The 15,529-nt window shown below is 51.1% G+C and carries 11 protein-coding genes; 6 read left to right on the top strand and 5 right to left on the bottom strand.

Annotation, left to right across the window (positions count from 1 at the left end; all coding sequences use genetic code 11):
• Positions 1–19: 19 nt before the first annotated feature.
• From IE065_RS06695 to IE065_RS06685, 3 genes are all read right to left on the bottom strand, one after another.
• Positions 20–883, bottom strand: coding sequence for a M48 family metallopeptidase (locus tag IE065_RS06695; RefSeq protein ID WP_189513166.1), 864 nt, complete (start codon positions 881–883; stop codon positions 20–22).
• An 88-nt stretch (positions 884–971) separates the two neighbouring features.
• Positions 972–2,033 carry a polyphosphate kinase 2 gene (ppk2, locus tag IE065_RS06690; protein ID WP_189513164.1) on the bottom strand — a complete coding sequence of 354 codons (1,062 nt, stop codon included), beginning with the start codon at positions 2,031–2,033 and terminating at the stop codon, positions 972–974.
• 254 nt (positions 2,034–2,287) lie between these two features.
• A complete protein-coding gene (locus IE065_RS06685; RefSeq protein WP_229792068.1) occupies positions 2,288–2,968 on the bottom strand; it encodes a response regulator transcription factor in 681 nt (226 codons plus the stop codon).
• Between the two features lie 63 nt (positions 2,969–3,031).
• Here IE065_RS06685 and IE065_RS06680 point away from each other — a divergent pair, with 63 nt between their 5' ends.
• Entirely contained in the window at positions 3,032–5,728 is a 2,697-nt protein-coding gene (locus IE065_RS06680) for a TonB-dependent receptor domain-containing protein (protein WP_189513159.1), read from the top strand.
• Positions 5,729–5,730: 2 nt separating this feature from the next.
• Here the strand turns inward: IE065_RS06680 and IE065_RS06675 are convergent, their stop codons facing one another.
• Entirely contained in the window at positions 5,731–6,636 is a 906-nt protein-coding gene (locus IE065_RS06675; protein WP_189513157.1) for a hypothetical protein, read from the bottom strand.
• A gap of 346 nt (positions 6,637–6,982) precedes the next feature.
• On the opposite strand from IE065_RS06675, the gene IE065_RS06670 reads away from it, so the two are divergent.
• On the top strand, positions 6,983–10,738 hold the full coding sequence (locus tag IE065_RS06670) for a hybrid sensor histidine kinase/response regulator (RefSeq protein ID WP_189513155.1): 3,756 nt from the start codon (positions 6,983–6,985) through the stop codon (positions 10,736–10,738).
• A 15-nt stretch (positions 10,739–10,753) separates the two neighbouring features.
• On the opposite strand, the gene IE065_RS06665 is transcribed toward IE065_RS06670, so the two are convergent.
• The gene (locus IE065_RS06665; RefSeq protein WP_189513153.1) at positions 10,754–11,152 is read right to left on the bottom strand and encodes a hypothetical protein; all 399 of its coding nucleotides are present in this window, start codon (positions 11,150–11,152) and stop codon (positions 10,754–10,756) included.
• A 176-nt stretch (positions 11,153–11,328) separates the two neighbouring features.
• Here IE065_RS06665 and IE065_RS06660 point away from each other — a divergent pair, with 176 nt between their 5' ends.
• From IE065_RS06660 to IE065_RS06645, 4 genes are all read left to right on the top strand, one after another.
• A complete protein-coding gene (locus tag IE065_RS06660; protein WP_189513151.1) occupies positions 11,329–11,499 on the top strand; it encodes a ribbon-helix-helix protein, CopG family in 171 nt (56 codons plus the stop codon).
• A gap of 312 nt (positions 11,500–11,811) precedes the next feature.
• Entirely contained in the window at positions 11,812–13,716 is a 1,905-nt protein-coding gene (locus IE065_RS06655) for a DNA translocase FtsK (RefSeq protein ID WP_200163321.1), read from the top strand.
• Complete coding sequence (locus IE065_RS06650) at positions 13,716–15,119, top strand: hypothetical protein (protein ID WP_189513150.1); 1,404 nt, start codon at positions 13,716–13,718, stop codon at positions 15,117–15,119. The genes IE065_RS06655 and IE065_RS06650 overlap by 1 nt, the downstream gene beginning before the upstream one ends.
• A 32-nt stretch (positions 15,120–15,151) precedes the next feature.
• Positions 15,152–15,526, top strand: a complete 375-nt coding sequence (locus tag IE065_RS06645; RefSeq protein ID WP_189513148.1) for a hypothetical protein — start codon at positions 15,152–15,154, stop codon at positions 15,524–15,526.
• The last annotated feature ends 3 nt before the right edge of the window (positions 15,527–15,529 follow it).

The raw sequence follows: 15,529 nt of genomic DNA, 5'->3' as shown, positions 1-15,529 counted from the left end.
AAAACAGCGATGGATGCGATTAGTCATTCATCGCATAGTGCGGAGCAACTGGTCCAAGCCATTCGTTCTGAGTTTGGCCGCTCGCTTTGTAATACAAAGGCAGCATCTCCGGAATGAGCTCTTGCAGGCGCGCAATGCGGGTGTTTTCACTCGGATGCGTGGACAGAAATTCCGGAGGACGTTCACCGCCGTTCGCCGCCATGCGCTGCCAGAAGGGAACGCTGGCACGGGGGTCATAACCCGCCGTGGACGAGTAAAGCAGCCCAATGTGGTCGGCCTCAGACTCCATCGTGCGGCTAAAGGGCAGGATAAACCCGAAGTTGCTGCCCATCCCATAACTCGCCATGACGATCTGCTGTGTATCGTGCTCCACCCCGCCAACACCCAACCCGATGGACAACGCCGTGCCCGCCACTTGATTAGCCATTTGCTGGGAAACCTTTTCCGCCCCGTGGTCGGCGGAAACGTGGGCGATTTCGTGGCCCATCACGACGGCAATATCGTCATCACTTTGAAATAGCGGGAAAATACCCGTGTAAAAGCCAACCTTACCACCGGGCATTGCAAACGCATTCACCTGGTCGCTGTCGAAAAGGACGAACTCCCACTGCTCAGGAGGAAGGAGATCCGCACCCTGCGCACGCGCCGCACGGACGATTTTTTCGCCCACCCGGCGCAATGCCTGCTGCTTGGCCGGATCGTTGGCGATCGGCATTTCATGCTTCATCTGGTCAAACTGCGACACGGCCATGCTCTCGACCTCGGCGTCAGAAACCAAGCTCAGTTGGCTACGGCCCGTTTCACTGACGGTCGAGCAACCAGTCAGCCAAGCGATAGCCAAGCCCGCGATGAAGGTTGAAACAATCGGCTGGGAAATTTCCATGTCCTCACTTTAACCAACAACTAGCCGCCGTCAATGCACAGCCACAGGTCAATTTCACTTCAGGAACAAAGATTTCCCGAATGTTTAATTAGGCGACGATGGGGTCGATGGGCATTGGTGCGCGTTCGTCCGACTCATAAATATCCTTGGCCGCACCAACGATGTGCCGATTGAGTTCTTTGAGCAATTTTTCATCTTTGCCCGCATAGGGAACACTGCTGAGCAGGAAGCGGATCGAATTAAGGCGCGCACGTTTCTTGTCATCGGAACGGACAATAGTCCAAGGGGCATCTGCGGTGTCGGTATAAAAGAGCATGGATTCCTTGGCCTTGGTGTAATCATCCCATCGACCGAGCGATTCGACGTCCATCGGGCTGAGTTTCCATTGCTTGAGCGGGTCTTTGGCGCGACCCATGAAGCGACGGAGTTGCTCTTCGCGGCTAACTGAAAACCAGAACTTGAATAGGCGAATACCACTGCGTACCAGCATGCGCTCAAACTCCGGTGCCTGGCGCATGAACTCCAGATATTCTTGGGGCGTGCAGAAACCCATGACCTTTTCCACGCCAGCACGATTATACCATGAACGGTCAAAAAACACGATCTCGCCCTTGGTTGGCATGTGCTCGACGTAGCGTTGAAAATACCACTGGCCCTTCTCGCTATCAGAGGGTTTACTGAGAGCAACGACGCGGGCACCGCGCGGGTTAAGGTTCTCTGTGAAACGTTTAATCGAACCACCCTTGCCTGCTGCATCGCGGCCTTCGAACAGCAATACAATGCGCTCGCCTGTTTGCTGGGCCCAAGCCTGCATCTTGACCAGTTCGATGTGCAAAAGCTCTATCTGTTCCTCGTAAACACTGCGCTTGATCATCTTGTCGTAGGGGTAGGTCACGCTGATAATTGCCTTCTTGCTCCGGGCGCTTTTGACCTTGGCCACGATGTTCGCGGGCACACTCTTGTGAACGACTTCGTCAATCGCGGCCGCCATTGGAAAGGCTTTGGCTAACACCGCCGCCGAGGCTTCTTTTTTGATTTTACCCACTTCCTTGCCTTTGGCTGTCTTCTTAGATTTTACCGTCTTCGTGGACAGGGCTTTTTTAGTCGCCTTTTTGGCGGATACAATGGTCTTTTTTGAAGATTTTTTCATGGCAGCGTAGTTGATAAAAACGAAAACAGGGAGGGCACAAATGCCCTCCTTGAACAACAGTAGAAGGAAATGAAAAAAAAGCGCGTGAACGCTTCGCTGTCGCACAATCGCAGCAGATAACATGCCGATGGCAGGCGCTGAATGCAAGCAAAGCCAAACGCTGCATGAAGCTTCCCCTCGCCGAATTTATCTTTTCAGTGATTTTATATGCTGCTAGACACTGAAGACTAAAATATCCGCGTCAAAGGTGCTCATTAGCTGGGATTTGGATCCCAGAAACCATGAGTAATACCGTAGCGCATGAGGTCCGTCGACGCATGGATTTCCAGCTTCTTCATGATGTTACGACGATGCCAACGAACCGTTTTGGCGCTAAGATTGATCATTCCACTAACAGTGCTATCATCCAACCCTTTCGAGAACAATGGGAGGAGCTCTAACTCCTTATTGGACAAAATCTTATAATAGGCCAGTGGGTCTTTTTTAATTTCGGCTTTTACTTGGTCAAATGCATCAGAGAAGTATGGTTCTCCGTTGTAAATGGCCTCCACTGCAATCATGACCGTATCTAATTGATCCGAAAACTTGCTCACAAAACCATGGACGCCAGATTTAAGCAGACGAAACACGGTAACCGAATCCAATTTAGCAGAAAGGGCTAGCACGCGAAGCGACGGCAGCTCTTCCAACAGCGTTTCGGCTACTGTAATACCATCTGGTTTTGGTATTTGAATATCCATCAATAATAAGTCAGGCTCTTGCTCACGACAGATTCGAAGCGCATCAGTCCCCGTTTCCGCTTCTCCAACAACTTGGAAACGCTCGCTGCACATTTTAACAATCAATTGTCTGAAAAGCCTTTGATCCTCGACAACAACTATCCGCATAGAAAGAAACGTGACAGGATAATGCCCAAGACACAAGTAGAGCTTCAACTTTATCCACGATAAATACCCTAGAACATGCAATTCCCCACCATCTTAAGATCTTCGGTGTGCATGACGACGTTCACTGTCGGCCTCCTAACCGCCACTGCTCAAGTCGTGCCAGAACCGATAGCCGAGCCCGCACTCTACGAGCTCGCCCCTGTTTACATGACCGGATCGCTTTTTACCCCCAATGAAGGCGATCCGAATGAAACGTTTACAACGCTAAAATATGAGGATCTGATCCTCATGGGCAATCAAATGCCCATTGAAAGCCTCCGCATGTTACCCTCGTTTTACGGTGCGATGAACACTGAGAATGACAGCAATGGTGGCACGGGCGCATCCTCACCCAACATACATGCCTTGGGCACGCTGCGCACATTGAATCTCATCAACGGACGACGTGCTGGCGGCAATAGCGCTCTGGGTTTGGACCCTGGTGGTTTCGCCAATCTGAACCTCATTCCCCAAGCAGCCATACGCGAGATTGACATCCTGCAGGAAACCGCGAGCACAACCTATGGCTCAGACGCGATTGGCGGCGTCGTGAATATCGGTCTGGATAATCGCTTTCAAGGCGTCCGACTGGATGGGCTTTACGGGAACACAACAGACGGAGGTGGTCAATTACAGCAATACTCCATGATCGCCGGGTTCAATCTGGACGAAGATACGCACTTAACACTATTGGGCAGTTACTTTGATCAGCAGGTTGTTTGGGCGCGTGATCGGGATTTATCCGCCACCACGAACTTCATCCCCCTCGGCGGTACCAACCGTGGAAGTTCCACTTTTCCCGGGCGGGCAAATTTCTTGTTTGGCGGCTCCAACGTAAACGGCGTCCTGGCCCCCGGAATCCCCTTCCCCACGACTGGAGCCGACTATGTTCCCTACAATCAAAACACCGATGCATTAAATTATAACAATCAAGCACCAGACATTCCCGCCCTGCGCATCGCCAGCATTTTTGCCGCAATCGAGCATAACTTGACCGACCAAGTAACGCTGTATGGCGAGGCGCTGTTTTCCTATCAAAACCAAGCCAATGGCTTGGCCTCGGCCCCATGGGGTGCCTATCCAGGAACGCCAATTTTTACCGCCGCACAAAATAGCCCGCATAATCCTGTTCCGGCAGCGGACTTATTTTCAGTCACTTATCGCAATTTTGAGCTCGGCACACTCAACACGCGCTTTGAACGCAATGCGTTTCGACTGGTCGGGGGGGCACGAGGCTTAGTCGATGATCGCTGGGAATGGGATACGGCTGTGCTCTATACCCAGACGGAACTGACCAATGAAGTATCCGGAATTGCGGATGCCCGACTACTCATTCCACACATCAATTCAGGCTTATTCAACCCCTTCGCACGCGCGGTTGCAGGTAATAATGCCGGCGTCCCATTCAACAACTATGTGGCCTTAAATGCCGCTTCTGTTGACGCGAAAGACCAGTTCTACGAAAACATGTTTTCCTACGACGCTAAAGTGTCCGGCGATCTGGTTAAGCTGCCTGCGGGCGACCTGGAAGGTGCATTCGGGCTTGAGTATCGCTATGAATCCATTGACGCCACACCCGACTCCCTCTGGGCCAGTGGCCAAAACCTAGGCGGAGGTGGCTTTACCCAAAACTACAGCGGGCAACGCAACGTAGCTGCACTCTTTAGTGAAATCAATATTCCGCTGATTTCCCCCAAGCAATCAATTACCGCCGTCAACCGACTTGACCTCAGTCTCGGCCTACGCTTTGAAAATTTTTCCGACACAGGCAATGATCCGATTACCGGAATCTCGGCCCCCAATGGATATCGAAATCTTTCTTGGAAGGCCGCAATCAGCCTGAAGCCTGTCGAGTCAGTCACACTGCGAGCCGCTTACAGCACAGGATTCCGCGCCCCTACCCTGTATGAATCTTATGCGGGCGAAATCTATGATTACCCAATTCTAGTCGACTCAACAGGAGCCACCCCGCCCGGTACACCGATTCCAACCCTCGTGCGCGGTAATCCTTCGCTCGACCCTGAAACATCGAACAACTTCTCCGCCAGCGCCATTTGGGAACCTGATTTCGCCGAAGGCCTGACCCTGCGCGCCAGCTATTACTATATTAGAGTCGATGACGCTATCGCCAATGGCGCGCAATACACCCTCGATCAAAACAACCCCGCTGATGTCATCCGTGCTGGGCCCAATGGACCCGTCGTTTTTGTCACTTCACGCTTCTTTAATGTTTCCAGCCTGACAACTCAAGGTATGGATTATGAAGCAAGCTATGATCGTAAACTTACGGAAGACATTCGCATGCGTCTTTCAATGGGCGTCAATCAAGTGATCAGCTTTGAGGCGGATGTGCCAGGCACAGGCGATGTCTCATTTGCCGGGCGCTACGTCGATAAACGCTCAAATAATTTGAGCCCCGGCGCTGTGCCGCGGTGGAAAGGATTGGCGAGCGCCAATCTGTTCGTACATCAGGCCATGATCGGAGCAACTGTGCAATACATCGGCTCATACGAAGATGATCCCAGCTTCACCTTGGGCGGCATGAACCGAACCGTCGAGAGCTATACCAAAGTGAATCTCGTTGCCGGATATGAATTCGAAAACACGCAATATCAGTTGCTGAACGGCACGAAAATCATGGTCGGGGTCGACAATGTCTTTAACACCGAGCCACCTTTTGCTGCGGGTGCCTTTGCCGACGGGTATGACACCTCGTTGTATTCGATTGAGAACCGCTTTGTTTATGGCTCAATCAGCAAAAAATTCTAGTTTCACCAGAAGAAATAATCCGCGTTTTTACCTGCAAATTCACGACTTGGCTGTTCAATAACCACTCTCCAAACCGTCGCATACTTGCTCCAAGGGCCAACAAGCTTGCGGTCAACGATCACCAAAGGAGTTTGCGGTGGCTCATGCTGGGGGCTGGATTCCATTTTTTTAATGACATCCAAGAAGCCTTCTGGTCGGCTGAAATATAGGATTCTCCGCTCAAAAGGGTGATCAAGCTCCTCAATTGTCCGCCGATCAGGGCAATTATTGAATTCGTAGTAGGTTTTTACGATGCCTGCAGTGCGGCTAAGCTCAATACCTGCACGCCAACAGGCCTTGTCAACCGAGGCCCCCAAGCCGAATCCATAAGTGTAAAATCGCTCGTCGACAAACTGCCAAAGCAGGACAACGACATCGTCGGAAAATGGATTATCAATGCGAACAGCGCGAACGCCCTCAAAAGGGTCAGCAATGCTGGTGATCCCTAGAAAGCCCTCCCACCAAAGAATCAGGCAATGGCGCTCAATGGCTTCGCGACGCGCGGACATTCGTGCAGCGCTGTCAAACAAGCCTGGATAGGCCGCCATGCCATTTGTAGTCGGATCATAGTCAAAACCGTATTCAAAATGCGAGCGATCATCCAAGGAACAGTGCCGAAAGGCCCACCTCTCTAAAGCTTCTGACACCGCACGAAAATGAGCGGTAGAAGGATCCTTGCCCGAACCGACGCCATCGGGCATATCCGGTATCGTGTGCATCGTGCGACGGGTTCGAAGATCGTCGCGCAGGTAGGCGTGAGCACTGTAATGCTCTCGGCCCAGAAACATTTCACTCCCAATGTCGACCGTCCGGATCGGGCCGCCATCCGCCACCAAGATGTCTCGAAATTTAATGGGAGCTAAATTCATGTGCGTGAGATAGAGCAAGCGCCGCTGCCCGGTTGGACAGCGGCGCCGCTAGCAGTAATGGTAGTTGAATCAGTTATACTTCCGTTGGATAAGTAGGCGGGGCTTTTGTTTCCAATGTGGGCATGCTTGGTTTTGACCGAACGCCACAATTGTATTTCACTGTGAATAATACTGTGCGGAATAACTTTTTCATTTATATCTACCTTGTTTATGGATTATCTGTTTATATAATCTAGTGGTGCGATTACTGATTCATCATAGCAGAGGACCATCCCTCAACAAAGTAAGGTTATCCCTATTTATTGCGGGGTTATATTTCTTGATGCTGGGCACAGGTCTCGCTGAAATGATCGGGACCCCTCCGCTAAAGACCTACGGGCCAGAGGATTATGATGCTGACGGAAGAAACTGGCTGGCTGCACAAGATTCTTACGGGCAAATGTACTTTGCCAACCACCGGGGGCTGCTCCAATTTGACGGGGCCCACTGGACAGTCTACCCAATTGGCGCGACATTCCAGTCAATCCTCACCGATGATGGTGTCATTTGGGCCGCGGGCACCAATGAATTTGGCTTTTTTGAAGTAAGCGGAAGCAAGGTCGTCAAATATCACTCTCTCATCGATCAGCTCCCTGACAACTCCCTGATGCCCGGAGACATCTGGCAAATAAGTAAAATCAACGATGTCATTTACTTCGTAGCCGAGCAGCACCTGATCCGCTGGGATGGGGTAAAAATCGAGGTAGAGCACCTAACAACACCTCGGCGACTGACGCTCTACCAAGCACAAGACAGCGTATTAGTCAGCCAACGCGGAGCTGGCGTCCTAGAAGAAGTTGGTGGAGAATATATTCCATTGATCAGCAACGAAGCGATCAATGGTGACGCGATTAATTTTATTTCTAAATCCAGTCAGCCAAGGCTTTATGGCACATTTCGAAGCGGATTCTATTCATTTGAATCCGACGTGTGGACGAATTTCCCAACTGAGCTGGATTCCTACCTAACCGACTCGATTGCCTATCAGATTGTCCAACTGAACAATGGGGACATTGCAGTGGGCACCCATACCCACGGCATATTGTTAATGCATCCAGATGGCCGCCTCGCAGGCCAAATTGGCAAACAGCAAGGCCTACTGAGCGATACCGTGTTCAGCCTGTTCCAAGACCGTGACGGCAATTTATGGGCATGTCACGAAAATGGCATTAGCTGCATTAACATGGAAAATTCGTGGACGATGTTCAGCACCGCCCATGACGAAATCCCCGACATCGTTTACAGCTTTGTTAAATGGGACGACGAGCTATATTGCGGCACGATCATGGGAGTCTACCGCTTAAGCCAAAATACCACATTCAATAACTATGAATGGGTGAAAATTGGAGAAAACAGCCAAAACATCTGGCATGGCCTCCACCATAGCCAAGGCCCACTTTTTTGCTATCAAAACGGCGTAATCGCTGCCGACCCCGAAGGTACCCGCACCATATTGGAGACGACGCAGGACATTGTATACGCACAAAGTGATCCGACTTCGGAAGTCATTTACCTGTCCAGTTTCAAAGAAATTCTAATCGCAAAATGGAATCAGGGTATTTTGGAGGTTATGCGAAAGAATAGCTTTCCTGGTATCATGTGGACGATGGCCTTCGATAATGATGGAGGTATTTATCTTGGTTCAGTCGATACCGGCCTACTGTACGTTAAACGAGATGCACTCTTCGACAATGCATATGAGCCACACTACGATACTATTCTGAACCCCGAAACCGGAGCCCCTTTTATGTGGGCCTACACCAGCGGTTTCGCAGGCGGCGGTATCATTGCCATCACAAACGATGGATGCTTCCAGCGCAATCCACGCAATGGACAATGGAAGCGGATAAGAAACACCCCCGCCGAATTAGGACTGGACCCATACTCCATTAATTTCTTCTCCACTGACGATGCGTACTGGCTCACACTGCAATCGGTTGGAGTTGTCCGCAGGGAATTGGTTAAAATCACTTGGCCTGCAAACGAGGACGAACCGCAATATCAGCGAATTCCATCACTGGGCCTCAATGTGCTGGGGTCGATTCATGGCCTACTCATTGAGGATGAGAAACAAATCGCATGGTTCGGCGGCAATGGAGGCATTGTCCGAGACCAACTCTTAGAGCAAAAGCCCAAGCCACTCAGCGCGCCAATTATTTCTTCCACCATGTTTTCCAATGGCAATGGGCCAGCCAAGCAAAGCGCCAACCATGACGTGAGCTTTCCAGTCAAAGAATGCAGCTTTGAGTTTGCCCTTCCATACTATGGCGATGAGTCCGTTAAATTCAGAACCCGGCTTCGTGGATTAGGCGAAAACTGGAGCGACCCCTACCCAGCAATCCTCAAGGAATATACCAACTTACAGGAAGGCATTTATGTCTTTGAGGTCCAAGCCATCATTGAGGGTCGTCCATACAGCCCGATTTCCAGATATCAGTTTACGGTTCTCCCTCCCTGGTACCGCACCATCGGCGCATACATCGCCTTTATCATCGCAGGCTCGGGAGCCATCTACGCGTTCATTCATTGGAGAACCCAACGGCTTAGGATGGCAAATCTAGCTCTGGAAAATGCCGTGCGAACCCGCACGATTGAACTCGAGAAAACGAACGTCAAACTGGCACTGGCAAACACCTCCAAAAACCGCTTTCTTGCGCAAGTCAGCCACGAAATACGCAATCCGATGAATGGCATCGTCGGACTGGCACACCTCATGATGGAAGAGCAAGCCTACGCCGGAGACAAACGCCTGGGCCACCTGCTTTCTACTGCCGAGCAATTGAAGATACTTCTAGACGGCATGCTCGATTTCGCTGCGATCGAAAACGGCCATCTACGAATGGTCGTAGTAACCTTCAAACTGGATGTATTACTCGATGAACTGGAGTCACTCCATCGACGGCTTGCCCAAGAAAAAGGCCTCACACTCCGAATTGAGCGCCCCAAGCCTACCTGCCCAAGCCTGTGCGGCGATGCGGGTAAGCTTAAACAAATCCTTTTTAATCTGACCACCAATGCGATAAAGTTCACCGACACGGGAGAGGTTGCCGTCTCTGCACAATATTCTCAGAACGATTCAGATGATGCCCTTACCCTCACCTTTCTCGTGCAAGACACTGGTCGCGGAATTCCGGATGATGATCGCCAGAAAATTTTCGACCAATTTCACCAAGCTTCAAACACCAGCAACGTAAACAAAGGAATCGGACTTGGCCTAAACATTGCCGACCGCTTGACCAAACTGCTGAATGGAAAACTTGATCTGCTATCCACTGGCCCAGAAGGAACCTGCTTTTCTGTCGAGATTCCAATAAAGTTGGACCCAGAATCCATTCCAACCGATGAACCGGTTGAGGCCGATTTCGAACAATCATTAACCAACGCCCATGTCTTAGTTGTCGAAGATGAGCACTACAACCAAATCGTCATTCAGGGCATACTTGAAAAAATGGGGGTCATCGCAACGACAGTTTCTTCCGGCGAAGCAGCCCTCGCACAATGGAATAATGAATCATGGGACTTCGTTCTCCTCGACATCAATCTCCCAGGCATAAGCGGTATCGAATTAGCGAGAGCAATTCGCCAACTACCCAACGGCAAAACCGTGCCTATTATTGCGATGAGCGCACACGTCGAAGATGAGCATCGAGGCAGCATCATGGAAGCAGGCGTCAACGAGTTTGTTCCCAAGCCCTTTAGCCCGCTGCAACTAATGTCAGCAATTCACTCTAAATCGCTGGAGCCAACCAAGAAAAAGGAGAGTAATTCAGAATGGAATGCCCTTAAATACATGGCCGGCAACGACTCAGCCAAATTACAGGAATTAACCGAGGAGCTCTGGGCAACAGTCAACGACTTTTGTGACAGAATAGAATTAAAACTAGGTGAAATTAATCAAGAAGAGATCAGTTCACTGCTCCATCAATTAACCCCATCGTTACTAATCCTACAGAACCCAGATGCGTCAAAAAGCTTTCTTAAACTTCAAGACTGCATCAATGACTATAATTCCACAGAGGCAAAAAATGTCCTAAATGAGATTCGATCCTTCGTTCGTCATTAACGAAATAAAATGGATCTATACTATAAAACGTTTCATTAAACGGGCAGCATCATCAAGCGTATCCAAAATCAAGATAGTTCCAGAAACCAACGAATCCAATTCCTCATCACACCTGCCGTAATCAACAACCCACTGCTCGGGGGCACCATTTAAATTGATTCGATAAGCGGTCACCAAGTGGTCCACTTCGTCAGCGCGCTCAAGATTCAGCAAATAACGCTCACGGTCACTAGGTATGATTAGCCCTAGCCACTCTTCCACATTTTCTAAATATGGAATAACGGTATTTAAGGAACGTTTACCATAATCAAAAAAAAACCTCCGACTATACCCCTTCGAACCCGAGAATATTTTGTATTCAAAGGCCTCACGGACCCCAGATAAATAACGAATTGATATGCCCCGTGTATACATTTTCTTGAGTTATTACCTTCATAGATAAAATTTCACTATTACAGAGCAAACCATCAAAGCCCCTCAATTGTATTGCTTTATTATGAATTTTTTATTTGACATACTAACGATCCGAGATATTAATGCCTAATTATCAAGTAAAGACCACTTAAAACAATACAAAACAAATAACATCAATGAATAAGCGAAAAAAATCCGAAAAGAAGACCATTCGAGCAAAAGGAAAAACCCAAATCTCGATCAGCCTCCCACAGGACCTAGTGAACCGTATTGATGTATTAGCAGAGAACGAGAATCGCAACCGTTCCAATTACATCACTACCGTCCTCACAAATATTTCTAACTAAAGAAATTAAGACCACCGGGATGCAAGGGCATCCCATTACGCCGCTGCCAACGACTAGCAGCACTTTTTAAGCAACGCCTTGCGGGCTCTACATCGCAAGGCGTTGCTATTGATGCCAATCGCACCCCACCTTGGCGGTATGGCGGCATTTTTCATGCATGCCCATTGAAACGTCGTCAGTAGATGTTGCGCAATTGGTTTGCTCGCGTGCAATCCCACCAGGCAATACTGCCATTAAAGAAATATTTAACAAGAAGGTGCTTGCGAGAATTGGCTAATGTCGGCTTCCTCGACCGCTTTGGTTGATTCTAAAATGTTTCGTTCATTCACCGGTTCACTCAGTCAATCCAAGCTCACTGATCGCCTCAAGCAGTGGGTGACCTCTTTTGCCCGAGATGAAGGAATTGACCCCGAAATTGCCCCCCCTCCAGAGGCAAAAAAAATGCCTCCTGACGAAGTTGTTCCTTCGCAAAAAATTGCAGTAGCTACTGAACAAGCAGAGCCGAATGACCCCATCGAAGACCGCGAATCGATATGGGCTCATGAATGGGAGAAAATCGCGGACTGGAATGAAGTGCTAGCTGAACGCATTGCTGCGCGGGAACAACGCAAGAAAATGCACGCCAAGCGAATGGCCGAGAGCCATTACCGCATTGAAGCCGTGCTGATGATGCCTCAACAAGACGACTTGCCAGTCATCGAAGAAAGCACACCTGAGCCCGATACCGCCCCCCCCCCTTCAACGACGAACACCGTCGAACCGATCGAAGGCTATCGCAGTGGCGATTTAGACAGCTATACCCCCCCCTCTCTGGAATTCTTACGCACATCCGATGACTATGATGACGCTTCGATGAGCGAAGAAGAGCTAACCGAGCAACGCGAACGCTTACAGGAAACCTTTGATAATTTCGCCGTCGACGCCTTAGTCTGTGACGCCACCGTCGGCCCACGCGTCACCCAGTACCGCGTAAAGCCCGGCTATGGCGTGCGGGTGGAAACCATTGCCGGATTGGACAACAACATCGCGCTTGCCCTCAAGGCGAATGCAGTTCGCATTCAGGCACCTATCCCGGGTGAGCCTTACGTCGGCGTCGAGGCACCCAACCCACGTAGCCGCACAATCGCACTGCGTGAAGCAATGATGTCTGCCACTTGGCACGAGAGCACTGCCTCCTTACCCGTCGTGCTCGGCATGGATATCTCCGGTCAAATACAGCTTTGCGACTTGGCCAAGGCACCACATCTTTTGATCGCGGGCTCGACCGGCAGTGGTAAATCAGTCTGCATTAACAACATTGTCTTGTCCCTCCTCTATCGGTTCAAACCGGGCGAGTTGGAGCTGGTTCTCGTCGACCCTAAGCGAGTCGAGTTTGCAATGTATCGCGGGCTTCCCCATCTGATTCATCCAGTGGTAGATGACGCTAAGCAAGCCTGCCAAGCACTCAAGTGGCTCGTTCGAGAAATGGAGACCCGCTATGAAATCATGGCCGAACGTCGGGTCCGGAACCTTGCGGGTTATAACGAAAAAGCCCGGGCCGAAGGCTTTGCGCCCATGCCATTTATCGTGCTCATCATTGACGAAATGGCTGACCTGATGATGACCGCCAAAGACGACGTAGAAACGCCTCTGGCCCGTTTGGCCCAAATGTCGCGCGCCGTTGGCATTCATGCGATCCTCGCAACGCAACGCCCCAGCGTAAACGTCATTACCGGCGTCATTAAGGCAAACTTCCCTACACGCGTCGCGTTCAAGGTATCTTCACAAATTGACAGCCGTACCATCTTGGATGGTAAAGGCGCGGAAACCCTGCAAGGCAAAGGTGACATGCTTTATACGCCGCCAGGCCAGTCGCGCCTGAAACGCCTGCAAAGTCCATTTGTCGACGACGACGAAATCCTCCGCATCACCGACCATCTGCGCGAACAAGCCCCGCCACGCTATCGTGTTGAACTAGCCGCAGAAGACGCCCCAGGCGGAAGTGGAGAAGACGATGGCGACCAAAACGAAGGCGCGGACTCGCTCCTCATGGATGCCCTCGCCATTGTCGCGACGACAGGCAAAGCCAGTACCAGCTTTTTGCAGCGAAAGCTTAAGATCGGTTATAACCGCGCCGCCACGTTGGTGGAAGAGCTAGAAGTCCGTGGCCATATCGGCCCACAGGTGGGCAGTTCCCCCCGCGAAGTCTTTGTCACCCCCAGTGAATTGCCACGGTGATGCAGCTTCCGCAAACAACGAACGAGCTCCTCGCTCTCATTCATGAGCATGGTCCTCAGGCAATTGCGCGGCGCTTTCGTAAGCCTCCAATCTCCAGCCAATTGCTACGTACTATCAGTCAGGAGAATCCGCCCGAGGAAGCTTGGATTTTCCTGACATCTTATGCGCTCACGCCTAGCAGTTTATTAGAAGAAATAGGTGCCCACCAGGCTGACTATCCTTCCAGCGTATTAATTCCGTTGGCGCAAAACCCACGCACTCCTCCTGGTGCCCTTTCGATCCTCGTTCAGCACGATGAGTCATCGGTCCGCGCCGCTGCTCTCACCAATCCAAACCTTCCGCCGCGAGATGCCGATAGCATCCTCACGGAAAAAGATCAGCGTCTCTGGCGTTCCCTTGCGGCCAATCCTGCCTTGAAGCTCAAATCGCAGGCTGTTCTCGCTGCACGGGGAGACGCCTCCGTCCGCTTGGAGCTAGTCCATAACAAGAGCCTGCACCCCGACTTGCTCATCGCGCTTTCCGCCGACCCCAGTCCGCTGGTCCGCTGCACGTTGGTTGCCTCCGTTGCAGCTCCCGACGACGTCCTTCTCTTTTGGGCAGACAGCGATCGTGAGGAAATTCAAATTGCCCTGCTAACACGTACGTCGCTCCCGAAAAAAATCTTGCGCACGCTGCTATTCTCGCCTCATGCATCCGTCCGCAAAGCTGTGCGTATGCATCGAGAGCTCGATGAAATCGAATTGCTGTACCTAAGCCGTTCCGAGACCAATGAAGACCGCGAGTTCGTTGCCGCGCACCAAGGCATTCCCCCCGGTCTGCAGCACGAGCTTGCGCAGGACCCCGAAACGGACATCCGCAATGCCCTAGCTGCGAATCCCGCAATCTGGCCCGAAATGGCCGAGTTCTTTGTCACCGGCGAAGACACATCTGCTTGCCTGTCCTTACTGGATAATCCAGCCATGCCGCCCGCGCTTTTTCTTGAGCTGGCCTGGATGAATCACGCAAGCGTAACAGCGGCCTTGGCAAGCCATCAGGAAACGCCGGAAGAAGTCTTACAATACCTAGCCAATGAACGCCTTTCCGCCACTGCACTAGCTCACATGGCCGCCTGCCGACGCTCGGCAAGCTGGCTACGACCTAGCTTAGCGGAAGCCCTGGCTCAGCATGCATCACCGTCGATCCGCGCCCTCGCCGCGTCTTCTCAATTGCTGCCGGCCAAAGCGAGGAATCACTTACGCGATGACCCCGCAGACTTTGTGCGCACGCTGGCCTACGAAGTCACGCCGCCACCGGTAGATGAAGAAGACCACGTCCCCAAGGCGAAGATCCAGCAATGCCTCAACGAACTGACCGCCATCGTAAACGGCATTGATTCCGAACCGTCCAGCACAGCCAATTTATAGCGAAACACGAAATCCATTAACGAATAAAAACTATGGCGAAAAAACCAACGAAACTCACCCAGCTGAACCGGAATGCAATCATTCTGGGTGCCGATGCCGAAACCATCCGGGCGGCGCTCGAGGCACGTGAGCAAATCGACAGCCTCTTGGCAGAACGCGCCGAGGCCTATCGCAAGATTGCGGAACTGGAAACCCAGATTGATGCGCTCCTCGATGACGATGATGAATTCCCGTTCCCTGAACCCGAACTGCCTGTTGCAAGCTTTACAGCGCTGCCAAAACCTAAGAAAGCACCCGCACCGAAGCCAAAGCCACAGCCGGTAGTCGAAGTGACCACTGACGAACCAAAGACCGACGCCGAGCCCAAGTCCGAACCAGAATCAGACAAGGAATCCAGCGAGTCTTAATTC

The organism is Cerasicoccus arenae (genome assembly GCF_014651635.1).
GTDB classification, from domain to species: Bacteria; Verrucomicrobiota; Verrucomicrobiia; order Opitutales; family Cerasicoccaceae; genus Cerasicoccus; species Cerasicoccus arenae.
The sequence above is the reverse complement of the archived record's forward strand: the minus strand, read 5'-3'. Positions and strand labels throughout refer to the sequence as shown.